Annotated in this window: 21 protein-coding genes; all 21 read right to left on the bottom strand. The window is 55.2% G+C overall.

Going from position 1 to position 24,024, the window contains the following annotated elements:
- Positions 1-215 precede the first annotated feature (215 nt).
- The gene (locus H7F31_RS14875) at positions 216-1,364 is read right to left on the bottom strand and encodes an FtsW/RodA/SpoVE family cell cycle protein (protein WP_187104832.1); all 1,149 of its coding nucleotides are present in this window, start codon (positions 1,362-1,364) and stop codon (positions 216-218) included.
- A 7-nt stretch (positions 1,365-1,371) separates the two neighbouring features.
- Positions 1,372-2,163, bottom strand: a complete 792-nt coding sequence (minD, locus tag H7F31_RS14870; RefSeq protein WP_087566517.1) for a septum site-determining protein MinD — start codon at positions 2,161-2,163, stop codon at positions 1,372-1,374.
- A 3-nt stretch (positions 2,164-2,166) separates the two neighbouring features.
- A complete protein-coding gene (minC, locus tag H7F31_RS14865; protein WP_222622765.1) occupies positions 2,167-2,811 on the bottom strand; it encodes a septum site-determining protein MinC in 645 nt (214 codons plus the stop codon).
- A gap of 88 nt (positions 2,812-2,899) precedes the next feature.
- Entirely contained in the window at positions 2,900-3,424 is a 525-nt protein-coding gene (mreD, locus tag H7F31_RS14860; RefSeq protein ID WP_187104830.1) for a rod shape-determining protein MreD, read from the bottom strand.
- A complete protein-coding gene (gene mreC / locus H7F31_RS14855; protein WP_187104829.1) occupies positions 3,421-4,284 on the bottom strand; it encodes a rod shape-determining protein MreC in 864 nt (287 codons plus the stop codon). Before mreC ends, mreD begins: the two co-directional genes overlap by 4 nt.
- 58 nt (positions 4,285-4,342) lie before the next feature.
- A complete protein-coding gene (locus H7F31_RS14850; protein ID WP_087566519.1) occupies positions 4,343-5,374 on the bottom strand; it encodes a rod shape-determining protein in 1,032 nt (343 codons plus the stop codon).
- Positions 5,375-5,440: 66 nt separating this feature from the next.
- The gene (radC, locus tag H7F31_RS14845) at positions 5,441-6,130 is read right to left on the bottom strand and encodes a RadC family protein (RefSeq protein WP_087566520.1); all 690 of its coding nucleotides are present in this window, start codon (positions 6,128-6,130) and stop codon (positions 5,441-5,443) included.
- 26 nt (positions 6,131-6,156) lie between these two features.
- Positions 6,157-6,789: a Maf family protein gene (locus H7F31_RS14840; RefSeq protein WP_187104828.1), complete on the bottom strand. Its 633-nt coding sequence runs from the start codon at positions 6,787-6,789 to the stop codon at positions 6,157-6,159.
- Between the two features lie 43 nt (positions 6,790-6,832).
- The gene (locus tag H7F31_RS14835; protein WP_087566522.1) at positions 6,833-7,075 is read right to left on the bottom strand and encodes a DUF4321 domain-containing protein; all 243 of its coding nucleotides are present in this window, start codon (positions 7,073-7,075) and stop codon (positions 6,833-6,835) included.
- Positions 7,076-7,136: 61 nt separating this feature from the next.
- Positions 7,137-8,570, bottom strand: a complete 1,434-nt coding sequence (locus H7F31_RS14830) for a hypothetical protein (RefSeq protein ID WP_187104827.1) — start codon at positions 8,568-8,570, stop codon at positions 7,137-7,139.
- Between the two features lie 144 nt (positions 8,571-8,714).
- The gene (gene murC, locus H7F31_RS14825; protein ID WP_187104826.1) at positions 8,715-10,112 is read right to left on the bottom strand and encodes a UDP-N-acetylmuramate--L-alanine ligase; all 1,398 of its coding nucleotides are present in this window, start codon (positions 10,110-10,112) and stop codon (positions 8,715-8,717) included.
- 7 nt (positions 10,113-10,119) lie between these two features.
- Positions 10,120-11,499 carry a bifunctional folylpolyglutamate synthase/dihydrofolate synthase gene (locus H7F31_RS14820; RefSeq protein WP_187104825.1) on the bottom strand — a complete coding sequence of 460 codons (1,380 nt, stop codon included), beginning with the start codon at positions 11,497-11,499 and terminating at the stop codon, positions 10,120-10,122.
- Positions 11,500-11,533: 34 nt separating this feature from the next.
- On the bottom strand, positions 11,534-14,167 hold the full coding sequence (locus H7F31_RS14815) for a valine--tRNA ligase (RefSeq protein ID WP_397374696.1): 2,634 nt from the start codon (positions 14,165-14,167) through the stop codon (positions 11,534-11,536).
- 697 nt (positions 14,168-14,864) lie between these two features.
- Positions 14,865-16,526 carry a LysM peptidoglycan-binding domain-containing protein gene (locus tag H7F31_RS14810; RefSeq protein ID WP_187104823.1) on the bottom strand — a complete coding sequence of 554 codons (1,662 nt, stop codon included), beginning with the start codon at positions 16,524-16,526 and terminating at the stop codon, positions 14,865-14,867.
- A 147-nt stretch (positions 16,527-16,673) separates the two neighbouring features.
- On the bottom strand, positions 16,674-17,618 hold the full coding sequence (locus tag H7F31_RS14805; protein WP_187104822.1) for an RluA family pseudouridine synthase: 945 nt from the start codon (positions 17,616-17,618) through the stop codon (positions 16,674-16,676).
- Between the two features lie 25 nt (positions 17,619-17,643).
- Entirely contained in the window at positions 17,644-18,945 is a 1,302-nt protein-coding gene (gene hemL / locus H7F31_RS14800; protein ID WP_187104821.1) for a glutamate-1-semialdehyde 2,1-aminomutase, read from the bottom strand.
- A complete protein-coding gene (gene hemB / locus H7F31_RS14795; protein ID WP_187104820.1) occupies positions 18,945-19,946 on the bottom strand; it encodes a porphobilinogen synthase in 1,002 nt (333 codons plus the stop codon). Before hemB ends, hemL begins: the two co-directional genes overlap by 1 nt.
- A gap of 1 nt (position 19,947) precedes the next feature.
- Positions 19,948-21,510, bottom strand: a complete 1,563-nt coding sequence (gene cobA / locus H7F31_RS14790) for a uroporphyrinogen-III C-methyltransferase (RefSeq protein ID WP_187104819.1) — start codon at positions 21,508-21,510, stop codon at positions 19,948-19,950.
- A 2-nt stretch (positions 21,511-21,512) separates the two neighbouring features.
- Entirely contained in the window at positions 21,513-22,466 is a 954-nt protein-coding gene (hemC, locus tag H7F31_RS14785) for a hydroxymethylbilane synthase (protein ID WP_187104818.1), read from the bottom strand.
- Positions 22,463-23,143 carry a precorrin-2 dehydrogenase/sirohydrochlorin ferrochelatase family protein gene (locus H7F31_RS14780; RefSeq protein WP_187104817.1) on the bottom strand — a complete coding sequence of 227 codons (681 nt, stop codon included), beginning with the start codon at positions 23,141-23,143 and terminating at the stop codon, positions 22,463-22,465. Before H7F31_RS14780 ends, hemC begins: the two co-directional genes overlap by 4 nt.
- Positions 23,144-23,199: 56 nt before the next feature.
- Entirely contained in the window at positions 23,200-24,012 is an 813-nt protein-coding gene (ccsA, locus tag H7F31_RS14775) for a cytochrome c biogenesis protein CcsA (RefSeq protein ID WP_187104816.1), read from the bottom strand.
- Positions 24,013-24,024 lie beyond the last annotated feature (12 nt).

The raw sequence follows: 24,024 nt of genomic DNA, 5'->3' as shown, positions 1-24,024 counted from the left end.
TTTTTCCCTTTATTGAATTTCCGCATAAAGCAAACAGAAACATAGTCCGATGAACGCCAATCCTTCTAGCCTATCGGGGCTTCGTAACCGTTTAGAAACACCAATTGGCGCAAGCAAACAGGCAGGCCGCCGCGGAATTCTCCGCAGCGGCCTGCCTGTCGCCTATTTTATTGCTATTTGATTCTAAACGGGCTGTGCTCAGCACCCAGCTCCCGTTACTCGGCGAGCTCATACACCTCTTGATGGGCTTTGATGCTGAACACAAGACCAATCGAGATCATGTTGAGCAGCAGCGAAGTGCCGCCGTAACTGACGAACGGCAGCGTAATGCCTGTAATGGGCATGAGCCCTATCATCATGCCGATGTTCTGGAACACCTGAAAGACGAACATGGAGACGATTCCGATGACCATGTACGAGGCACGCCTGTCGTAACACTTGAAGGCGACCATAATCATTCGATAGATGAGCAGGAAATAAAGCAGCAGCAGAATCGCGGCGCCCTGGAATCCGAATTCCTCGCCGATGACGACGAAGATGGAATCCGAATAGGCATAAGGGATATACCCGCCGTTCTTGAGATTGCCTTCCAGAAACCCTTCCCCGTTTAATCCGCCTGACCCGATCGCCATCTGAGCATACATGGACTGATGTTTATTATCGGAAGAAGCCAACTCGGGATTGATGAACGTATTTATTCGTTCATACCAGTGCCCTTTGGAATTGTCGACGAGATAGGTTTTGATTTCTTCGTTAAAAGCATTAAAGAGAAACATAAACAAGATGATGCCTGCTACTACGACAGCCAGTCCGATCGCTACATGCGAATACTTGACATTGCCGATCCAAAGCATCCCGATCACGATGACGATATAAATAATCGCATTTCCGAGGTCGGGCTGAATCATGACCAACAAGAAGGGCAGGAACGAGAATGCGCCAATCATCAAAATATCGCTTGAAAAATGCAATCGATCTCCTTGACGTCGACCTAACAAATATGCAATGCCTATGATCAGTATGATCTTGACCATTTCTGCCGGCTGAAACAAAAAATCGCCCGGAAGCTTAAACCATCCCTTTGCACCGTTTATTTCCACTCCAATGAAATAAACCAATATCAGCAATACAACGCCGATGCCATACAACACATGCCACAACTTCAGGATGATCCGGTAATCGAACAACACCGCGGCAATAGCCACGATAAATCCAAGACCGTAAAACGCCAGCTGTTTGATTTCGTAATTGGCATATCCCGGATGATTCGCAGTCGCGCTATGTATAGCGATAACGCTGATCGCCGCGAGACATGCGAGAATAAGGATTATGCCCCAATCCAGTTTCTTTAATTTATTAAGCACAGGTCAATCATCCTATTCCCAGAAACTTGCGGAACCGCTTGAACGCGCCTGCCTTCTCGTCGAGCACCATTAACGGCACCATATCGCCCAATATTCGGCGGCTAATATTGCGGTACGCGATGGCAGCACGTGATGCAGGGTTCATAACCGTCGGCTCCCCATTGTTGGCCGCCGTAATGACCTTTTCGTCATCGGGAACAATACCCAGCAGATCTATGGCAAGCACCTGGCATATTTCGTCGATATCCAGCATTTCACCGCTCTTTACCATAGAAGGCCGAATCCGGTTAATCACCAGCTTGGACGGAATTTTGTTTCCTTCCAGCAATCCGATGACACGATCGGCATCCCGCACGGCCGCATTCTCCGGCGTTGTGACGACAATTGCGCGGTCCGCGCCGGCAATAGCGTTGCGGAAACCGTGTTCGATACCGGCCGGGCAATCGATAATGATATAATCATGACCCTGCTTGAGCTCCAGCACGATGTCTCGAATCTGCTCCGGCTTAACGGAGTCTTTATCTTTCGTCTGTGCGGCCGGCAGCATGTACAGCTCGTCGAAACGTTTGTCCTTGACTAACGCCTGGTTCAGGCGGCAGCGTCCTTCCGCCACATCGACCAGATCGTATATAATGCGATTCTCCAGCCCCATAACGACATCCAGATTGCGCAGACCGATATCCGTGTCCACCATACATACTTTTTTGCCAAGCAACGCAAGAGCTGTTCCGATGTTCGCAGAGGTCGTCGTCTTGCCGACGCCGCCTTTGCCTGATGTAATTACGATCGCTTCTCCCATACTCTACACCCCTCTAAACAGGATAGGATTCTGCCTGATGCGGAATAGCTGCGACAACTTGTCAATCTGCATCTGACCTTCATTAAGATACGCGAATTCCATCGCGGAATCGAAAGTCAGCCATTCCTCCGGCGGCCTGCTGACGACATCGGCAATTCGCAGCTGCGTCGGCCTCATGAGCGAAGTCGCGATGATGGCATCGGTGCGTCCCGCGAAGCCCGCATGCGCCATCCCCCTAAGCGCTCCCAATACATAGATATCGCCGGTGCACAGAATGGAGCCCCCCGGATTGACATCTCCGATTAAAAGCAGGTCGCCTTCGTGCTCCAGCGTCTGCCCGGAGCGAACGATGGATGACAAAACGTGCAAGTTCGCCGCTCCCCCGCCGCTCTCCGGCTTCGCCGGAGGATCGGATTCCATCGACTGAATCATCAAGTTCCCCTGTGCGCCGATGATGCTTGCAAGCTGCTCCCTTTGTTCATCCGTTATGATTCTGGAGCCCAGCCTGACATGTATATGAACGAGCGGTCCCGTCAGCAACTGCTGGTGCGTTTTCTCCAGCTTGTGCCTGAGTTCGGCAACCAGAGCATCGAACACGCATTGATCGTCGAGAAGGAACAGAAGACCTTCCTTAACGCCTTTAATCATAATATGCTGCTTTTCGGTCACATTTGTCCCTCCCCAACCTATTCAATTCTGGATGCCGGTCCCGAATTCCTGCTGCTTACGTCCCGCTTTATTCTTCTTCTCCGTTTTCTCCCGTTTCCTTGCGCGACTCGAACATACGTCTGACCGGCACATAACAAACCAGCGCGAAGGCCAGCTGAAGGAACAAGCTCGGCAAAATATGATTGAGCAGCGCCCACGCATAGGATGCGCTCGTAATCCGGAATACCTGGTAAATAAAAAAGAGGGCCGTGTCGTATAAAATACACGCGAAGCCGATGACCGTAATCGCCATCATGACCGTCGCCCGCTTTCTCTCCAGCAGCACGCCCGTAAAATAGCCAATGATCCCCATCGCAAAAAAGTTAAGTCCGAGCAACTGGCCGAAATAGACGACGTCCTGCAGCAGGCCGAAGCCCGCTCCCAGCAGCAGTGCCATATGGCGATTGCCGTACAATGCCGAAAATAAGACGAATACGAATATAAAGTGCGGTATAATCCGGCTCCCGTATCCCTCCGGGATAATCCATGGCATGAGCGAGCCCTCGATAACGAATAGCAGCAGCATAATCGCAACGATTCGGTTCATGCTCATGGAGCGTTCTCCTCAGCGCTCGCAGCCTGAACGACGAACACCTCGGCCAGATGGTCGAAGTTGGTCGCAAGCTTTACGCTTGCCGTGTAGGTCAAGCCAAAGTCGCCGACCTGCTTGGTCTCTACCGTGCCGATTCGGAGTCCTCTTGGATAAACGCCGCCAAGGCCGGAAGTGATAACGGTATCGCCAATCTCCATCTTGTCGTTCTCGCCGATCCGCGTCATCAAAATCCGGTTCGTCTCTTTGTTGAAGCTGCTCAGAATGCCGAAGGATTCGTTCTCGCGGCCTTCGATCGTCGCGGAGATGGAATTGAAAGTCGGCGACGTTTCGTTAAGCTCGGTGATCGGGGTGATCGCCGCCGTAAAAGGCGTCACGGAACTCACCAGCCCGACCAAGCCGTCGACGGTCGTCACAGCCATATTTTTTTCGATGCCATGTTTCGATCCCAAATTAATCGTCATCGTCCGGTTGTTCGCGTCATTGCTGATGGAGATGACTTGCGCAATCAGATAATTGTAGTCATTCATCTGCTTCTGCTGCTCCGTGAATTTGAGCTGCTCTTTGTAGCGCTCATTGTCCTTTAGAATAAAGTTGTATTCCACTTTATCCCGCGCATACGCGGCAACGGTACTCTTAAGCCGCTCGTTCTCTTCGTAGATCATCCGGAAATCGCGGATATCCTCAAAGAAACCCGCTATATAACCAGCGGGCTTGTAGAACCACTGCTGCACGAAACCGGAGGTGTCCTTAAGGAACTTCTCCGGCCAAGTGAGCTCTTTGCGATCGCTGAGCGAGAAGCCGATGATCGCGATAAACAAAATAAATCCGATCATAAGCATAAAAACACGCTTATTTCTCATGAAATTAAACAGCCCGATCACCTGCCTGTCTCATATCCGTACATTCTATCTCGAGCGCCTAGCGCTTCGAACGATTCGAAGTGCCTCTGCTCTTGAACAAATGGATGTTATCCAACGAACGGCCCGTTCCGATCGCTACGCAGTCAAGCGGATTGTCTGCCACGATGACCGGCATGCCCGTCTCGCGCTGCAGAAGCTTGTCCATATTACGAAGCAGCGCCCCGCCGCCTGTCAATACGATACCGCGATCCATAATGTCGGCGGACAGCTCCGGAGGACACTTCTCCAGCGTAACCTTGACGGCTTCCACTATGGAATTGACCGTATCCATAAGCGCATCCGTAATTTCGTCCGATGTAATCGCCAGCGTCTTCGGCAGTCCCGACACAAGGTCTCGGCCGCGAATTTCCAATGTCTCCGGCTTGTCGAGCTGCAAGGCGGAACCGATCTCCATCTTCAGCTGCTCCGACGTTCGCTCGCCGATCATCAGATTGTAGAGTCTCTTGATATATTGGATGATCGCCTCATCCATATCGTCGCCGGCTACCCGGATCGAACGGCTCGTCACGATGCCGCCAAGAGAGATGACCGCCACCTCCGTCGTTCCGCCCCCAATATCAACGACCATGGAGCCCGTCGGCTCCCATACCGGCAAGTCGGCGCCGATCGCGGCCGCAAACGGCTCTTCGATCGTAAACGCTTCTCTGGCGCCGGCTTGCTTCGCTGCGTCCTCGACGGCGCGCTGCTCGACAGCCGTAATGCCGGAAGGCACGCATACCATAACGTTGGGATGACGCGGGAAGAGAGACCGCTGCTTCTGAGCGGAGCGGATAAAATATTTGATCATCGTTGCCGTCGTCTCGAAGTCGGCGATTACTCCATCCTTCATAGGTCGTACGGCGCGAATATTGCCAGGCGTTCTGCCGATCATTTTTTTGGCTGCCTCGCCGACTGCTTCGATCGTTTTTGTATCGGTACGCAAGGCCACCACGGAAGGCTCCCTCACGACAATTCCTTTTCCCTTAACGAATACAAGCGTATTCGCCGTACCAAGATCGATTCCTAAATCCTTGTTCAATCTACCAAACATTGTTACTGCTCCCTTCTCCATTACAACGCGATACCGCAGATGTGTTTCCACGTATTTATTATTATATTACAGATGACCAAGCTCCTTCAAACTTACGAAGCGGCCATCGCCAACGACGATATGATCCAGTACTTCTATGCCGACAAGCTGCCCGGCTTCCGCAAGACGCTTGGTCAGCGAAATATCCTCGGGACTGGGCGCAGGATCGCCGCTGGGATGATTATGGGCGCAGATGACCGATGCGCTGTTCCTCTTGATTGCGGCTCGGAACACTTCCCGAGGATGGACCAGCGAGGCATTAAGCGTTCCGACGGACAAAGTTTCCCGGGCAATAATGCCGTTCTTCGTATTGAGGAAAAGACAAACGAAGTGCTCTTTGTCCAAATATCGAAGTTCCTCCATAACCTGATCCGCCGCGTCCTTGGGCTTCCGAATCGTAATGATGTCTTCATGACGTGTTCGAATCATCCGCCTGCCGAGCTCTATGCCGGCACGCAGCTGAAGCGCCTTCGCAGGACCGATGCCGTTAATGGCCGTCATCTCCTCCACGCTCATGTCGAGCAGCCCTCGCAAGCTGCCGCATTGCTTAAGAATGGAGCCTGCCAGATGTACCGCAGACTGTTTCTTCGTACCCGTTCTTAACAAGATTGCAAGCAGCTCAGCATGGCTGAGCGCCTCTGCCCCATATCGCATCATGCGCTCTCTTGGACGTTCTTCATGGGGGACATCACGCAATACATTTCCATGTATTTCCATAAATATCCCATCCTCTAATTTCCGAATTAATACGTTCGAACTCCGAATAGCTCAAGCTTGTCCGTCAGCAGCGAGATCGGCAGGCCAACAACATTGAAGTAGCATCCCTCAATCCCTTCTACCAGAGCCGCTCCAAGACCTTGAATGCCATATGCCCCGGCCTTGTCCATCGGTTCGCCGGAAGCGACATAACGACGGATCCTTTCCTCGGATAGAGGTTTCATCGCCACTCGGGTTCGCCGGCTCGCCACGATCCGATTGTCCGATCCTGCCTCCAAAAGCGCGATGCCGCTATACACATCGTGCGAGCGGCCCTGCAGGGAGGTTAACATGGCAGCCGCCTCATCGCTGTTTGCAGGCTTGCCCAGCACTGCCCCATCCAACACAACGATCGTGTCCGCTGCCAATATCAGCGTGCCCTCGAGAGGCATTTCTTGCTTCGCCAGCATGGCTTCCGCAGCGATGCCTTTGCGAAGGCTCAATCGCTCCACGACTTCCGCCGGCGTCCAATCCTTTTCGTAAGTCTCGTCAGTGTCCGTAGACAAAATAGAAACCGGCAAGGAAAGGGCCAAAGATGCGACCAGTTCCTTCCGGCGCGGAGACGATGAAGCCAGCACAATCCGGCTTATCGTTGCTTGGTTGAGTTGGTTTTCGATCATAGGTTCATACTCCTTATGCATGCCATAATCCCGGCCTCGCAGCTTACATTTTGCGATATAGCCAGATGGCGACGGCGGCACCCGCGATGCTCAGCAGACTAATCTGAAGCGAGAGCGACAAGTTGAAGCTTAGGACATAAAGATCGACGTTCGGCGACCAAGTCGTCTGAATCGGTCTCGTCAGGAAGGATACGCCCGGCACGGAATCCAGCCATCTTGCGACCAGCGCCCCTGCAATCATCCCGAGCACAATAAACAAAAATAGTATCCATCCGTTTTTCTTCATCGTATAAATCCCCTCGCCACGAAATGACACCTATAACCATTATACGCACTATACTTTCCGTTTACAATGCGCTTGGAGACTCAAACCATTCTTTTTGCACCAGGACCGCTTCCATTAGTGCCGTTTGCACGGACCATAACTGAGCTTTGGAAGGATTTTCGTCGTATGCTTTCATCGATCCGGCAGCCGTTTCCATTGCCGTCTTCAGCTTAACGAAATAAGAAGAGCGGACATCCTCCGGCAGCTCTGACTCCATCTCCGCGGCATTCGCGGTCCATTGCGCCAGCTGCGCCTGCCAGCCTTCTGACGCCGCCTTGCCCAGTTTAGACAGAGAAGGCTGCTCTAACTGCGCAACGACAAGGTCGGACCAAGTCCCGATCAAGTCGTTGGTAGCGGCAAAAAAGGCTTCCGCTTTTTCCGCTCCTCCGGCGAATGTCAGCTTTTCCGGACCTTGCAGTGCCAATTCCTTTTTGTACAACAGGATGTCCGGCAAACCTCCTATAACGACGGCGGCCTTCGTGCCGTCAAGCGCAATGCCTGCATAGACGCGGTAGCCCTCTGGAGTCTTCATCGAGGAACCGGCCAATCCGACGTCCTTCAGCTGCCCCAGCGCAGCGTCCCTACCTTCCGTATTGCTGAATACGCCGTATTGCAGCAAGGTATACGTCCTTTGGATACCGGCAACGTTAACGGTTGCCGCATTTGCAGCTCCAGGATCGACGCCCTCGCCATTTTTGCCATCCTTACCGCCCTCGCCCTCACTGCTTCCCACGGGTACTCCGGTCAGGTCGTCAAGACCGATGGTCTCCTTCGTCCCCGGCTGCACGACTGGAATTCCGGTGTCGCCTTGTGTATCCCGCTCGGGCTGAGCAGGACCTCCCGTAAACAAAGTCAGTATCAAATACCCGAATATGGCGCCGGTTGCCAGCGCCCCGCTTACGGACAAGAAGACATGTAGCCAAGATGGGCCTTTGCCGCCCGTACGACGCGTATCGCCGGCAATGATCACCGGGGATTGGCGATTGCCAAAAGGCTCGACCGATCGTTGGTAGCCTCTATCGCCTCCCCGCGAAATCCATTCGGCATCTGGATTAATGACCGGCCAATGCTTCTCGGAACTTTTTGCTTCCGAAAACAACGGTTGCTGTACCAGGGCAGGCCAATGGCTGAGGTCCTCTGCATTCGGGGTTGAAGGTTCAACCGGCGGTTGAGCACCTTCTGCTTCTGCGTCTGCCTCGCGGATAAGCTGCTCCAGCGCGCCAATATCCTCTTGATAGGCGTTATTCCATGGCTGAACCTCGCCTATACCATTCGCAGCATCCCGTTGATATAAGGGTACAACATTATTTTTCCCATGCAGCGCTTGTCCGGAATGTTTGTCTAACTCCGCAGATATGGGCTCACCCCCGACAACTTTTTCGCGCTCCGGCTTGTCCTTCGCGGTCTGCGCTCCCTGAACGTCAAAGCGGTACGTAATTCGGTTGTTCGGTTTCATGTCGATCTCTCCCTCTACCTGGTCTATTAGTAGTCTATGAACGCTTTAAGAGAGTTATGACGAGAGACTTCCGACAGACGGCAAAAAGAACCGTCCCGGCGCAGTTAAACGCTCTCCGGGAACGGTTCTTTATTGGACTAAGTTCTACTTTTCGTTTAATGCCCGCGCAAGCGCGTCGGCTACTTTCCAGATATCCCCGGCACCCATCGTAATGACCAGGTCTCCCGGCGCTATGCGGGCCTTGAGCGTCTCCAGCACTTCTTCCTTAGTCGGGATATATTCGGCGCTTGCATTGCTATTGCTCCGAATTAGCTCTACGAGCTTGCCGGAGCTGACGCCTTCGATCTGCTTCTCTCCTGCCGGCGAATAGATATCCGTAATGATAACCTGATCCGCCTCGGGGAACGCTTTGCTAAATTGTTCGAACAAGAAAAACGTTCGCGAATAGCGCTGCGGCTGGAACACGGCAATAATCCGCTTGCCCGTCGCTTTCGCCGCGCTGATCGTCGCCTGGATCTCCGTAGGGTGATGCGCATAATCGTCGATCACGAGAATGTCGTTTACTTCGCCAAGCACCTGGAATCTGCGCTTCGCACCGCGGAACGACTTGATGGCTTCCTTAACCGCTTCGAACGACAGCCCCGCTTCCAGGCACGTTATGATGGTAGCCATGGCATTGTACACGTTGTGAATGCCGGGCACGGACAGCTCGACATTGCCAAGGCTCTCGCCCTGCAGGCTCATATCAAAGGAAACCTTGCGATCTCCGAGCTCGATATTCTCCGCTTTATAGGCCGAATCCCCCTCTATGCCGTAAGTAATGACGGCTGACCCCGGCAATTCGAACTCTCCCCCGCAAGCTCTTGGCAGCAGCTCTCGGACGATGGGATCGTCTGAGCAGACTATCGCTTTGCCGCCTTCGCTTACCTGACTTAAAAATTGGACGTATGCCGACTTGAGCTTCTCGAAGTCGCCATCGTAATTTTCCAGATGGTCGGGCTCAATATTCGTCACGATCGCGATGGCGGGATGATAATGCAGGAAGGAGCCGTCGCTTTCGTCCGCTTCCGCTACGACGTATTCCCCTTTGCCTGCTTTGGCATTCGTGCCAACGTTGACAATCTCGCCTCCGATGATGTAAGTGGGGTCGATCCCGCAGGTTTCCATAACGAGCGCGATCATCGAGGATGTCGTCGTTTTGCCATGCGCTCCCGCTACGGCAACGCCTTTGCCGGCATTCATCAGCCTGGCTAACATCTGAGAGCGGTGTAGAACGGGAATGTTTAACGCCTCGGCGGCCTTGCGCTCTACATTATCGCTTGTCAGCGCGGTAGAATAGACGACGAGATCAGCACCGTTTACATGCTCAGGCTGATGGCCGATAAAGATGTCCGCCCCCTTGGCGGCCAGCTTCTCCGTTAACTCTTGGCGAGCAACGTCGGAGCCGGATACTTTATACCCCATCTCGAGCATGACCCTGGCGATCGCGCTCATCCCGTAACCGCCGATTCCGATGAAATGAACGTGTTCTGCACTGTTCAAAGACGGTTCACCACCCTTTTTCAGCAGCCGATCCGCCAATCACGCGGGAGCGTACGTCCGCTATCAAATAAAGCGTCCCCGTCACGACCCCGAGATCCTCGTTCCCGGTTATCTGCTGTAATTTGTTTAATGCTTGCTGCCAATTCTTCTCGACGATGATCTGAAACGGAGGGAGCTCGGGCATGTCTTCGCACAGCTCCTGGACAATTGCGGCCAGTTCCGCCGCGTCCATTCGCATACGGTAATCCGGTTCCGTCAATATAAGCGTATCCACTATTGGTAGTATATGCTTAATTGTATCCCGATGATTCTTATTCTCCAGCATCCCCATCATAAGATGCAGCTTATTGAATTTGTACGTGGAGTTCAACGCTCCTGCGAGCATCTCCGCCCCTTCCGGATTATGCGCGCCATCCAGCAGGATACGCGGCTCCCGGGCTACCATCTCCAGTCTGCCCGGCCACGCCGCTTCCCGCAGCCCTTCGCGCAGCATATCGTCATCCAGCACGAGAGCGCTGTATTGACGCAGCACTTCCAAACCCATGACGGCTGTTGCGGCGTTGGTACGTTGATGCGCGCCGTTGAGCGTAATCGCAAGCGGCTCGATTGTTCGGAACAATCCTTCGAACCGGAAGGACTGCTCGTCCTCGCGGACTTCTAACGGCACTTCGCCGAATTGATCGCCAATACAATAAAAAGTAGACTTGCGCTCCGCTGCCGTGCGTCTGAGCACCTCGACGACCTCCGGCTGTGTCGCTGCGCTGACTACGGGCACACCCGGCTTAATAATGCCGGCCTTCTCCCGGGCTACGGCCGTCAACGTACCGCCAAGCCGGTCCATATGGTCATGGCCGATGTTCGTAATGATCGATAGAACCGGATACACGATGTTCGTGACGTCAAGCCTGCCGCCGAGACCAGTCTCCCATACGACATAGTCCGGGAAAGTTACTTTCGCAAAGAACAGAATAGCCAACGCGGTTGACACTTCGAACATCGTCGGCGAGCCCAGCTCCGTCTCCGCGATGGCCGATACATGCGGCCGAAGTTCGTTCGCGAGCGAGAGCAGCGTCTCCTCTTCGATATCGGATCCGTTATATTGAAAGCGGTTCGTGAACTTCGTAATGTATGGCGACGTAAACGTCCCGACATCGTATCCGCCTTTAATAAGCGCGCTGGTCAGATAGGCGCAGGTGGAGCCCTTGCCGTTCGTGCCCGCGACATGGATGAACTTGAGCCTGCGATGCGGATTGCCAAGCCGTTCCATTAACAGCTCAATTCGCTCCAGGCCGGGACGGATACCGAACGGGATAAGTCCCGTAATCCAGTCTACCGCTTCCTGATAGGAGGACAGCTCCGCCGTCCCCTTGATTCCTTCTGAAGTCATGCATATCCCTTCTTCCTTGCCTTGATCGCGTCCGTTAACCGCGCAGTTCCGAGATTCGTGCAAGCACCTTATCGCGTTTCTCCGCATAATCGTTCATCTTAGCCCGTTCTTCCTCAATCACCTTCGCCGGCGCCTTCGCGACGAAACCATCGTTGCCCAGCTTCTTCTCCACGCGTTCTACCTCGGAGATCAACGTCTTAAGTTCCTTCTCGAGGCGCGAGATCTCTTGCGCGATATCGATGAGACCGGCAAGCGGCAAATACAGCTCCGCGCCCGTTACGATCGCCGTCATCGCTTTGTCCGGCGCGGCCAGCGCGCGGCCTATCTCAAGCAGCGACGTTCCGCAGAACCGCCGTACGAATTCTTCGTTGCGGCGAAGAATGCCTTCTTCCGCCTCGCCGGCAGGCTTGATCAACAGCTCGACCTTCTTGCTCATCGGCACGTTAACTTCCGCGCGGATATTGCGGACGGAACGAATCATCTCCATGAGCAGCTCCATCTCCTTGACCGCATCCGGCGCCTCAAGCGCGGCATCGTATACCGGCCAGGCCGCGAGCGTAATCGTCTCGCCAACACGCGGCAGATGCTGCCATATTTCTTCGCTGATAAACGGCATGAACGGATGAATGAGCCGCTGCGTCCGGTCCAGCACAAACGCAAGAACGGATTGCGTCGCCCGGCGCGCAGCCTGGTCTTCGCCGTTCAAGCTCAGCTTGGAGAATTCGATGTACCAGTCGCAAAGGTCATCCCAGATAAAGTTGTACAGCACGCGGCCGGTCTCGCCAAACTCGTAGCTGTCGATCAGACGCGTTACGTCGCGCGACGTCTCGTTAAGTCGATGCAAAATCCAGCGATCGGCTGTTCCCAGCTTGACGTTGATGTCGATGTCGGCGGCCGTAAATCCTTCCAGATTCATCAGAGCGAAGCGCGACGCGTTCCAGATCTTGTTTGCGAAATTGCGGGCCTGCTCCACCTTCTCGAAGCGGAACCGCAGATCCTGTCCGGGCGTGCTGCCGGTAGAGATCATAAAGCGCATCGCATCGGCTCCGTATTGCTCGATGACCTCAAGCGGATCGACGCCGTTGCCAAGCGACTTGGACATCTTCTGGCCATCCTTGTCGCGCACGAGTCCATGCATAAGCACGTCCTTAAACGGCATCTCGTCCGTGAATTCCAGGGCGGTAAAGATCATGCGAGCCACCCAGAAATAAATAATATCGTAACCCGTTACAAGCACGCTCGTCGGGTAGAAACGTTGCAGATCGCCGGTCTGATCCGGCCACCCCAGCGTTGAGAACGGCCACAGCGCCGAGCTGAACCAAGTATCCAGCACGTCGTTATCCTGACGCAGGTGATCGCCTTCCATATCTTCGCGGGAAACGTGAATTTCGCCCGTCGCGTCATCATACCATGCCGGAATGCGGTGCCCCCACCAAAGCTGACGGGAAATACACCAGTCGCGTACGTTCTCGATCCAGTTCAAGTACGTCTTCTCGAAGCGTTCCGGCACGAATTGAACGCCTTTGCCCGACTTCTGAGCTGCGATGGCCGCTTCCGCGAGCGGCTTCATCGCCACAAACCATTGCGTCGACAAGTAAGGTTCGACTACAGCGCCGCTGCGTTCGCTATGGCCAACCTGGTGAACGTGGTCTTCGATCTCGATGCAGACGCCTTGCTCCTGCAGATCCTTCACGAGCTGCTTGCGGCATTCGAAGCGATCAAGCCCCTGATAAGGGCCCGCCTCCCCGTTCATGACGCCGGATTCATCCATGACGATAATCTGAGGCAGACCGTGACGCTCGCCGACCTCGAAGTCGTTAGGGTCGTGCGCAGGCGTGATTTTTACGGCTCCGGAGCCGAATTCCTTCTCGACATATTCGTCGGCGATGATCGGAATTTCTCTGCCAAGCACCGGCAATACGATCGTGGCGCCGATCAGATGGCTGTAACGTTCGTCCGCCGGATTAACCGCTACCGCCGTATCGCCGAGCATCGTCTCCGGACGCGTCGTCGCGACCGTGATAAAGCCGGAGCCGTCCTTTAGCGGATATCTCAGATGGTAGAGATGGCCGTTCAATTCCTTGTATTCGACCTCGATGTCGGATAAGGCCGTGCGGGCTGCAGGATCCCAGTTAATGATCTTTTTGCCGCGATAGATCAGGCCTTTCTCGTAGAGTCGGACGAACACCTCGCGTACAGCTTTGGACAGTCCTTCGTCCAGCGTGAAACGCTCCCTGGAGTAGTCCAGCGACAGTCCCATCTTCGCCCATTGCGCGCGAATCGTGTCCGCGTATTGTCCCTTCCACTCCCAAACCTTCTCCAGAAACGCTTCGCGGCCCAGATCGTGGCGCGTCAAGCCCTGTTCGCGGAGCTTCTGCTCCACCTTCGTTTGAGTGGCGATCCCCGCATGGTCCGTACCCGGCAGCCACAAGGCGTCATAGCCCTGCATCCGCTTTGTGCGAATCAATATATCCTGCAGCGTGAAATCGAGCGCATGCCCGATATGCAGCATGCCCGTAACGTTAGGCGGCGGGATGACAATCGTGTACGGCTCTGCCTCCGGCCTCTTTCCCGCTTGAAAATAATTGCCCTCCACCCAATACGAATACCACTTCTGCTCCGCAGATTTGGGGTCGTACGTCGTGGGCATTGCCGATTTGTTCTCCATGTCAGACATCGTGTCATCTCCATTCATTCTTCTGCGCAAATTCATGCAACAAGATATAATACATAAATCCAGGTGAATCGGCTGTCGCCATTCCTTTGGCGGCGCAGCGCGTTTCATTTCGAGAAATAGAGGTCAGTAGGAAGAAAAACTATACTTTCCTGTATCTCTTGAAAATCAAAAAAACCTTTCGTCCCGTAAAGGACGAAAGGTTAGCTTCCGTGGTACCACCTTTGTTCCGCAGCGCTTGCACGCGCGGCACTTGGAGCAGATAACGGCTGCGGCCGGCCAGGCTTGGGCGGGAACCGTGACAATTGTCTTGCCACCTTCCGCGTTGAGCGCGGCGACTCAGGGGCGACCCGTATGCAGTCCAATCCTGCAGAACCTCCCAGCGTAACGGTTCTGCTCTCTGAAGGCCTACTGCGTACTACTCCCCTTCAAGGTCTCACTTATAAAGGTTGTTCAAAAATCCAGCTTTTTGAACTCGCACTTATACATACATATGCTCTATCATACATTTGTTAACGGACGGAGTCAACCAAAGTGTCTAGTACACGAGTAGAATAAACGAGCTAGCGTGTCTCTATACCGCTATCTCAGGGCGATTGTGTATGATTTTTCATACACGTGACAAAAGCCCCCAAATCCCGCTTCATGAGCGAGCCTGAAGGCTTTGCCTGGGCTTGGGACGGCGGACGTACTAAGGGATATAGAGCAGTTGCCCTTCCTCGATCGCCGATTCATGCAAGCCGTTATGATTCAGAATCTCCCGCGGATTCATGCTGTAGCGCGTCGCGATCTGCTCCAGCGTCTCTTCTCTCTGGACGATGCACATCCTGATCTTGCGGAACTCGTTGCCCTCGGCCTTGCTGAGGAATAGCTTTTTCCATTCAATCTCTTCCTCGACAGCAACCGTCCGTGAGCCTTCCTGCTGAGCCTGCTGCTCCTGATTGTATTGTTCCGCCGCCTCGCGCGCCGCTTGCTCGCGCTGACTCGATTGCAGAATTGCGCGGAAGCCCACATCGGGTCGCTCTTCTCCGCTGCCCGACGGAGATTTGCTGGCGAAAGCGATCTGAACCTCTTGCTGTCTGCGCGCCTCCTGCCCTTGTTGAGTTTCGCCAACATCCTCCGGAGACTCTTCAAGCTCCTGCCGTATGCCGGTATCTTCTTCGGATTCGGCGGCATACATGTCAGTTGCCGCCTCATCTGCCGAAGGAAAAACATTCTCGTCTTCGGGACGGACGACTTCTTGTTGAACGTATGAGGCGTTCGCCGCATCGGTTGTCCAAGGCTGCGCTACAGAAGCAAGCTCTACTTGGGACTGGGCAGTTTGCTGGTTATCTACGTTGTTCTGACCGGATCCCGCAAGAGCGCTCCATTGCAGCCAGCTGTCGCTTCCCCCTTGCTGGGACGCGATCGTAATCTCCCGCTGCCCATCCTCCGTCCATGCTTTCGCCTGCTCGCCCGCTATGTAGCCTTGCCCGTTCTGCTCAGCCTGAAATGGCGGCTGCGTAATGTCGTTCTGATTCCACTCCTGCTGCTGCCGGTCTTGAAAGTTTTGCTGAGCTGTCTCTTGCTGCTGCTGTTGAGCCCAGAACTGCGCTTCTTGCTGCTCGCGAAGCTGCTCCTGCTGTTGCTGTTCCTGTTGTTGTTGCTGCAGCTGTTGCTGTTGCTGCTGTTGCTGCTGCTGTTGCTGTTGCTGAGCCCAAAACTGCGCTTCTTGCTGCTCGCGAAGCTGTTCCTGATCCTGTTGCTGCTGTTGCTGGGCCCAGAGCTGCGCCTCTTGCTGCTCGCGAAGCTGCTGTTGCTGCTGGAACCAGATCTGTGACGCTTCTTCGTCCGCGGTCTCATCGACGTTGCCGTACGTCCCGACACCATACGTCTGAGCGGTTTGTATGCCGATATCGTCTCCTTCTTGCTGGAAGCCCGCCTCGCGTTCATGCGACGCCGTAAAGGGTTCTTCCTCCCAAGGCTGCGCGGACTGTTCTTCGATCGGATCAACCAAGATGCCTCTGAGCGATAATACGCCCGTCACGTTAAGCGTACGCGCGGATATCAAATCCACGTCGAAGTTGTCGATCTCGATCGAGATGTCGTCAAGCCGCGACACTCGGTTCATCGGCAGCGAGATTTCCACCGGGATCCAATGCTCCAGCGTCAGCGGTCCCGCGATCGCGTTTTGTCCCCGATAGACTCCGCTTAGCAGTAATTGTCCCTTCAAGACGGCTTGGTCCCCCTGATCAATGACCTGGATGCGGGGAACCAGCTCTATCTCCTCCAACTCGTCTATCGCCGCGACGTCATCCGGCAGATGCACGCGCTCATACACGTCAAATCGTAAACCGTTGCTCTGATTCGACACGCCAAAGTCCTCCCTTCTCATACTGAATGCTTGGTCTAATGGCACATACACTACTTATCTATATGGCCTTGCAAGCGGGAGCATGACTGTCTTTTTTCAATAGCCAACAAGAATTGGAAGACAGGAATCTTGGCATGGACAAACCTGTTACCTGTTTAACAGCCTCGCGAGCCATGCCGGCCAAGGCGAATCCGCCTCAATCCGCGCACCGGTAAGGGGGTGGGGGAACAGCAGCTTCTCTCCATGAAGAGCCTGATGTCCGAGAGAGAAACCTCCCGCCTCCCTTCCCCCATACAGCGAGTCGCCGATCAGCGGATGCCCAAGATGGCTCATATGGACGCGGATCTGATGCGTCCTGCCCGTCTCGAGCTCCACTCTGGCAATAGAGATGGCGTCCGATACGCTCAGCCGCTCATAACGCGTAACCGCCTCATCCCCGCCAGGCGTAACGATCCGCCTGGACTTATGATGGCGATCCTTCCCGATAGGCGCATCAATGATGCCGGAAGGCTTGCGCAGACGTCCGTGGACGGCCGCGATATAGATCCGGCCGATCTCCTTCTCTCGCATCGCCTCGTCGAGACGATGCTGAGCGAGATCGTTTTTGGAATACAGCACGGGACCGGATGTGTCGTCGTCAAGCCGGTGAATATGGCGGACAGGGAGATTGTCGCCTTGCGCGAGCATATGTTTAGCGGCTGCTACGTCAAGCGTCCCGGCTTGCCCCGGATGCGACCCGTGCACGGACATCCCCGCCGGCTTGTCCAGCACAAGGCAGAAGTCGTCTTCGTACAAAACCGGAGGCACGATCGGATCCGGTTCCTTGGCAGCCGCGACATAGAGGAGCGATTGCCGTTCATCCGCCTTTGGGAATGCCAGCAAGGCGATCCGCCCTCCTTCCGTCATTTTGATGCCCCCGACGGAGTAGAGACGATTGATCCATTTGTCCGGGAATACGGAACAAGCCAGCAGCCACTTTCGCACCTCATGCGAGTGACTGCCGGCTTCGATCGGCCCGGCTCCGGCGGATAAGGCGAGCGTTCCGGCATCCAACTCAAGCCATTCCCCTCTGCGTACATACGCGATATCCATCCTCCGTGCCAACCTCCTCTAACCTCTATAGACGACCCAGCGCCCCGTCATGGGCCGCGATCGTCGCTTCAATATCCTCGTCGGAATGGACGGCGGATACGAACATGCCTTCGAACTGGGATGGCGGGAGACTAACTCCGAGATCCAGCATAGCCGCAAAATAAGTCTTGAACCGTTCCAGATCGGATGTCTTCGCGGCATCGTAGTTGATGACCGTCTTCTCCGTAAAGAACGGACATACCATGGAGCCCACCCGGTTGATGGTTATCGGGATGCCATGCTTTGCGGCATTGCGTTCGATGCCAAGCTGAAGCTTGACCGCCTGGCGCTCCAGCAGCTCGTACTTGTCATGCGTCATCAGCTTAAGCGTCGTGTAGCCTGCAGCCATGGCCAGCGGATTGCCCGACAGGGTGCCCGCTTGGTAGATGGGCCCGCTTGGCGCGATCAACTCCATAATTTCGCGTCTGCCGCCATAGGCGCCGACCGGCAATCCGCCGCCGATGACCTTGCCGAAGCAAGTCAGATCAGGGGTGATCCCGTAGAGCCCTTGTGCGCAGGAATACCCAACGCGGAAGCCCGTCATTACCTCATCGAAGATCAGCAGGCTGCCGTACTCCGATGTAATGGCCCGCAGACCGTCCAGGAAACCTGGCAGCGGAGGCACTACGCCCATGTTGCCGGCGATTGGTTCCACGATGACGCAAGCAATCTCCTCGCCGAACTTCTCGAACGCCAGCTTCACCGACTCGATGTCGTTGTACGGCACCGTTATCGTGTGGGAAGCGACATGCTCAGGCACGCCTGGGCTGTCCGGCAGGCCGAGCGTCGCGACGCCGGAACCCGCCTTGATGAGCAGGCTGTCGGCATGTCCATGGTAGGAGCCCTCGAACTTCATGATCTTGCTCCTCTTCGTATAGCCGCGAGCGAGCCTGAGCGCGCTCATCGTCGCTTCCGTGCCGGAGTTGACCATCCGCACGACGTCCACGGACGGCACTCGCTCGCAGACAAGCTCAGCCATGAGCGTCTCCAGCTCCGTAGGCGCGCCGAAGCTCGTCCCCTTCTCCGCAGTCTTCCGGAGCGCTTCCACAACCTCCGGATGGGCATGGCCCATAATAAGCGGGCCCCAGGAGGCAACGTAGTCGATATAAGAGTTGCCGTCGATATCATATACACGGCTGCCTGCGCCTCGTTCCATATAAACGGGAGTCAGTCCAACGGACTTAAACGCCCGTACGGGACTGTTTACTCCGCCCGGGATCACCTTCTTCGCTCTCGCGAACGCTTCCGCGGACTTGGCATCTTGCCTAACTCTCGAATTCTCGCTCATTAGACCTCTTCTCCTCTCAGCCAGCGGGATGCGTCCTTGGCATGGTAAGTAATAATAATGTCCGCGCCGGCGCGCTTCATGCCAGTCAGCGTTTCCAGCACGATGCCGCGTTCGTTGATCCAGCCGTTCGCGGCCGCCGCCTTCACCATCGAATATTCCGCGCTGACGTTGTAAGCGACCAGCGGAAGGTCAAATTGCTCTTTGAGCAATCGCAGCACGTCGAGATAAGCAAGCGCCGGCTTTACCATTAGCATATCCGCGCCTTCCGCAACGTCGGAATCGGCTTCCCTGATCGCCTCCCTAACGTTGGCGGGATCCATCTGGTACGTTTTGCGGTCGCCGAATTGCGGAGCGGAATGCGCCGCATCGCGGAACGGCCCGTAGAAGGCGGAAGCGTATTTGACGGAATAAGACATAATCGCGATATCGCTGTAGCCCGCATCGTCCAGGCCGCCGCGGATCGCATGGACGAATCCGTCCATCATGTTGGATGGAGCGATAATGTCCGCGCCGGCCTCTGCTTGGGATACCGCCGTGCGCACGAGCAGCTCCAGCGATTGATCATTGTCTACCACTGCCGTACCCGACGCCGTATCTTGATGCACGATGCCGCAATGGCCATGATCCGTAAACTGGCAGAGGCAAGTATCGGCTACGATGACCAGCTCCGGCGCCCAACTCTTGACTGCCCGAATCGCTTGCTGCACGATTCCATCCCGGTCATAGGCGGAGCTGCCGATCGAATCTTTGTGCTCGGGAACGCCGAACAGCAGCACGGATCTTACGCCGGAAGCCACTACGTCGCGAATCTCCTCCTCCAATCGATCCATGGAGAAATGGTAGACGCCCGGCATGGACGGAATTTCTTCCTTCACGTTCGTACCGTGCGTTACGAAGATGGGATATATAAAATCCTCCGCCGTCAATAACGTCTCGCGCACCATGCCGCGAATGCCCGCCGTTCTGCGAAGTCTGCGATGTCTTGTAATCGGGAATGCCATATTAATCGTCCTCCTTCGATGCTTTATCCTTATGCCGCCAATCGACGACCGCGGCCAGCAAACCATCAATTGTAGCTTCTTCCGCTTCGACCGTCACCTCAAGACCGACGCTTCGCACCGTCTCGGAAGTGATTGGGCCAATGCTTGCAATCGGGATGCCCGATAGTGCCCGCGCGGGCTCCTCGATCCCGTTTTTCCGCAGCAGGGTCATCAGGTTGGTTACGGTCGAGGAACTGGTAAACGTAATGATGCCGATAGCTCCCTCGCGCAGCCACTCCATCACGAATTCGTCTTGCGTATCGGCAATCGACGTCTCGTATACGTCCGCCTCAACCGCCTCCACGCCTCGTTCCCGCAGCAACCTCGGCAATACATCCCTCGCGAGATCGCCTCTGGGCAGCAGCGCTTTCTCTCCCGGCTTCATCCAGCCTTCAACCCGATCCAGCAGCGACTCCGCGTGGAACTTGACAGGTAGCTCCTCTATCTGCAGCCCTCTATGCGCCAATGCCTCCGCCGTCTTGGGTCCGACAGCTGCAATGCGAGCTTTTGAGAAGGCCCGTATATCCAGACCGAACCGGCGCAGCCAGCGGAAGAAATAATCGACCCCGTTCACGCTCGTGAAGATCAGCCAGTCGTAGCTCCCCGCTTCCGCCAGCTTCTCCTTCAGTGCCAGAATCTCCGCTTCGCCTTCTGGCTCGCGAATATCGATGACCGGGAATTCGCAGGGCTCGCCGCCCAATTCCTCGATGGACTCCGACAGCTCGCTTGCTTGCGCGCGCGCTCTGGTCACAAGCACTCTCGTGCCGAACAACGGCTTGCGTTCGAACCAGCGCAGCTTCTCCCGTTGAAGCACGACCTCGCCGACGATAATGACGGCTGGCGGCTGGAAGTTCGTCGCCTTGACCTTCTCCTCGATATCGGCAAGCGTACCGACCAGCGTCCGCTGCTCCACGCGAGTTCCCCAGCGGACCAGCGCTACCGGAGTAGACGCGGGTTTGCCGTGCTTCATAAGCTGCTCCGCGATGTATCCAATTTTGGCTACGCCCATGAGGAACAACAGCGTGCCGGTCGCATTCGTTACCTTGTCCCAATAAATGGAACGGTCCAGCTTATCCGGGCTCTCATGGCCCGTCACGATAGACAGCGAGGAAGCCAGATCGCGATGGGTGACCGGGATGCCGGCGTAAGCCGGAACGGCAATGGCCGAGGTGATGCCCGGTACGATCTCGAATTCGATGCCGTTATCGTAAAGCAGCTCCGCTTCCTCTCCCACGCGCCCGAAAATCGTCGGGTCTCCGCCTTTGAGCCGCGTTACCGTCTTCCCGGCCAGCGCCAGATCGACGAGCAACTGATTGATCGCTTCTTGCTTCATCGTATGTCGGTCCGGAAGCTTGCCGACGTAGATAAATTCCGCAGTCGGCTTGACATGCCGGAGCAGCCGCGGGCTTGCCAGACGGTCATAGACGACGACGTCGCAACGCTCCAGACATTGCAGGCCGCGCACCGTAATCAGCTTGGGATCTCCCGGACCCGCGCCGACCAAATATACTTTCCCCTTGTCCATCGTTATCCCCCGATTTCCGCCAGAATGACATCTCCGCCTGCCGCAAGCAGCGCATTCGCCACTTCCTTGCCCAGCTCGATGGGATCGGTTCCGCGTTTGATCTCTTTTAATAGCGTAACGCCGTCAGGCGAGCCGACGATGCCGGTCAATTCCAGCAACGGCACGGCACCGGCACGGTCGACGATGACGGCATGCGCCCCGATCGGCACTTGGCAGCCCCCTTGCAGCGTGCCCAGGAAGCTCCGCTCGGCTTTCACTGTCAGCTCCGTTTCGGAATCATTAAAGAGATTCAGCAGCTCCCTGACGTCGGAATCGCCTTCTCGGCATTCGATTCCAAGAGCGCCTTGCCCGACCGCCGGCGTGCAGATATCCATCGGAAGATGGGCGGAGATTCGGTCCTCCCAGCCCATTCTTGACAAGCCTGCTGCGGCGAGGACGATGGCATCGAACCCTTCGGTCTCCAGCTTGCGAATACGGGAATCAATGTTGCCGCGGATCGACTCCAGCTGCAGATCCGGCCTGGCATGCTTCAATTGGCAGGAGCGTCGCAAGCTGCTTGTGCCGACCTTGGCGCCAAGCGGCAGATCCTGCAAGCCGTTCCCTTTCTTCATGATCAGACAGTCGCCCGGATTGACCCGCTTAGGCGTAGCTCCGTTAATCAGCCCTTCCGGAAGCTCGTAAGGCATGTCTTTCATGCTATGTACGGCTAGATCAATCTCTTTATCGATAAGCGCTTGTTCGATTTCTTTGACGAATAACCCTTTGCCGCCCACCTTGGACAAAGTGACATCCAGAATCTGGTCGCCTTTGGTCAAGATTTTGCGAATTTCGAACGTATAGGGCAATCCATGCTTCTTGCAAATCGCCTCGAGCTGTTCAATGACTTGTCCCGTCTGCGTCAATGCAAGCGCGCTTTGTCTCGTTCCTACCGTTATCACGCGTTCCTCTCTGCTCATTTCATCTGCCTCCCCATCGTTATCTCCAGCAACATAGCATACCACTCATCTAATCCAAGCGTTCCTGCAGCCCCGCCATCCATTAACGTGCCTTCGGCTGCAAGTCTCAACACTTCGCGCCTAATACGTTCGTTCCCTTGCGTCTTGCATACATATTCCCTTAGCTGTCGCAGCCGCTCAACGCCTTCTTCATATTGCGGACCGTACTGCCGTTCCAGCTCGGTTTTGATCAAAGCTGACAATGAAGGGCTTGCCCCAGAAGCTGTCACGGCCAGCAGTAAATCTCCTCTTCGCACCATGGATGGCGAAATAAAGCTGCCCGACGCCGCATCGTCCGCCACGTTGCACCATATTCGGCGCCGATTCGCGGCCAGCGCAATTGCGGCATTCAACATCGCATCGTCCGTGCAAGCGAAGGCCATCCACACATCCTTCAGATCGCTCTCCTGGTAGGCACGTTGCTCTAAAATGATGTTTCCCCCGTCTGCAAGGGCGGCAATGCCGGGCGTCACAGCAGGACTTACCAGCCGAACACGGTCGGCGCCCCCCTCCAGCAGCCCCTTCAGCTTCCGCTCCGCCACAATCCCTCCGCCGATAACGGCGCATAACTTGCCCTTTAAGTCCAGCGCGACAGCGTAATACGTTGGTCTCTCCTTTTGTTCCCTTGCCAGTTCCACCGTGACGATGCCCCCCTCTCAAGTTACTATGCCGAGCCGAGCATCCCCGTCCCACGTCAATGGAAGGAAGAGAAGGCGCTGGAAGCCAAATTCAGCAGGAGCACAAGAAACGCGATCAGATATAGCTTGGCAAGCTGCTCCCCGGTACGCCTGTTTCTGGCGCGCTGATAGATGTACACAATAAACATGACAAGCGCGGCAAACGAGGACAGCACCTTCCAATCCAGCAGCAACACGATTCGCCCCTCAACAAGCAGCGAAGTAACGGCGATAGAAAGCGACATTGCAAGCAGCGGAACTCCGATCATCACGGCGCGATCCGAGAAACGTTCGATCATATCCAGGCTGGGATACCGCCTCACGAACTTCGACCAGCGTTTGCTCTTAAGCCGATGATGAAGGAACATGTACATCCCCGCGAGCAGGGCCCCGAAGGTCAACGCCGCATATGCGCAAACAATAAGGCTGATATGTACGTATAAGAGCTCTCGAGTCGTCTGCCCTACCGCATTCTCGTTGCCTTGGGCCGCTCCGGCATATAGATTAAGGGCCAATACGGCGAACCCGACGACATTAACGAAAAAGACGATGTAATCGATGGAATAAAAGCGGCTCATCACAAGCGATACGGTCACGATCAGCCATGAAAAACATAACCAGTATTCGAATGCGGATATTTGCGATAAATCCAGATGGGAGACCAGCCTCATAATCAGGTAGCCCGTTTGAAGCACCCATACAAAAACAAGGAGCCCTGTGCCTATCCGTTTTGCTCTCCGGCTTGCATTCATGAAGTCGGAGAAATAAAACAGAAGGCTCAGGGCGTAAACATACAGTATCGTATCGTATAACCAATTTGCTGTTCCCATAACCCCTCCGCG

Source organism: Paenibacillus sp. PAMC21692, assembly GCF_014303795.1.
GTDB lineage: Bacteria > Bacillota > Bacilli > Paenibacillales > Paenibacillaceae > Pristimantibacillus > Pristimantibacillus agaridevorans.
Note: the sequence above shows the minus strand (reverse complement) of the source record. Positions and strands in the feature narration are given on the sequence as shown.

What these genes read in the sequence shown, in the direction of transcription:
- minD (WP_087566517.1), bottom strand. Translation starts at nt 2,163, where the DNA reads ATGGGAGAAGCGATCGTAATTACATCAGGCAAAGGCGGCGTCGGCAAG.
- mreD (WP_187104830.1), bottom strand. Translation starts at nt 3,424, where the DNA reads ATGAGCATGAACCGAATCGTTGCGATTATGCTGCTGCTATTCGTTATC.
- ccsA (WP_187104816.1), bottom strand. Translation starts at nt 24,012, where the DNA reads ATGGGAACAGCAAATTGGTTATACGATACGATACTGTATGTTTACGCC.
- H7F31_RS14840 (WP_187104828.1), bottom strand. Translation starts at nt 6,789, where the DNA reads ATGATCGAAAACCAACTCAACCAAGCAACGATAAGCCGGATTGTGCTG.
- minC (WP_222622765.1), bottom strand. Translation starts at nt 2,811, where the DNA reads ATGATTAAAGGCGTTAAGGAAGGTCTTCTGTTCCTTCTCGACGATCAA.
- mreC (WP_187104829.1), bottom strand. Translation starts at nt 4,284, where the DNA reads ATGAGAAATAAGCGTGTTTTTATGCTTATGATCGGATTTATTTTGTTT.
- H7F31_RS14815 (WP_397374696.1), bottom strand. Translation starts at nt 14,167, where the DNA reads ATGGAGAACAAATCGGCAATGCCCACGACGTACGACCCCAAATCTGCG.
- radC (WP_087566520.1), bottom strand. Translation starts at nt 6,130, where the DNA reads ATGGAAATACATGGAAATGTATTGCGTGATGTCCCCCATGAAGAACGT.
- H7F31_RS14820 (WP_187104825.1), bottom strand. Translation starts at nt 11,499, where the DNA reads ATGACTTCAGAAGGAATCAAGGGGACGGCGGAGCTGTCCTCCTATCAG.
- H7F31_RS14830 (WP_187104827.1), bottom strand. Translation starts at nt 8,570, where the DNA reads ATGAAACCGAACAACCGAATTACGTACCGCTTTGACGTTCAGGGAGCG.
- hemL (WP_187104821.1), bottom strand. Translation starts at nt 18,945, where the DNA reads ATGAGCGAGAATTCGAGAGTTAGGCAAGATGCCAAGTCCGCGGAAGCG.
- H7F31_RS14805 (WP_187104822.1), bottom strand. Translation starts at nt 17,618, where the DNA reads ATGGATATCGCGTATGTACGCAGAGGGGAATGGCTTGAGTTGGATGCC.
- hemC (WP_187104818.1), bottom strand. Translation starts at nt 22,466, where the DNA reads ATGAGCAGAGAGGAACGCGTGATAACGGTAGGAACGAGACAAAGCGCG.
- hemB (WP_187104820.1), bottom strand. Translation starts at nt 19,946, where the DNA reads ATGGCATTCCCGATTACAAGACATCGCAGACTTCGCAGAACGGCGGGC.
- cobA (WP_187104819.1), bottom strand. Translation starts at nt 21,510, where the DNA reads ATGGACAAGGGGAAAGTATATTTGGTCGGCGCGGGTCCGGGAGATCCC.
- H7F31_RS14835 (WP_087566522.1), bottom strand. Translation starts at nt 7,075, where the DNA reads ATGAAGAAAAACGGATGGATACTATTTTTGTTTATTGTGCTCGGGATG.
- H7F31_RS14850 (WP_087566519.1), bottom strand. Translation starts at nt 5,374, where the DNA reads ATGTTTGGTAGATTGAACAAGGATTTAGGAATCGATCTTGGTACGGCG.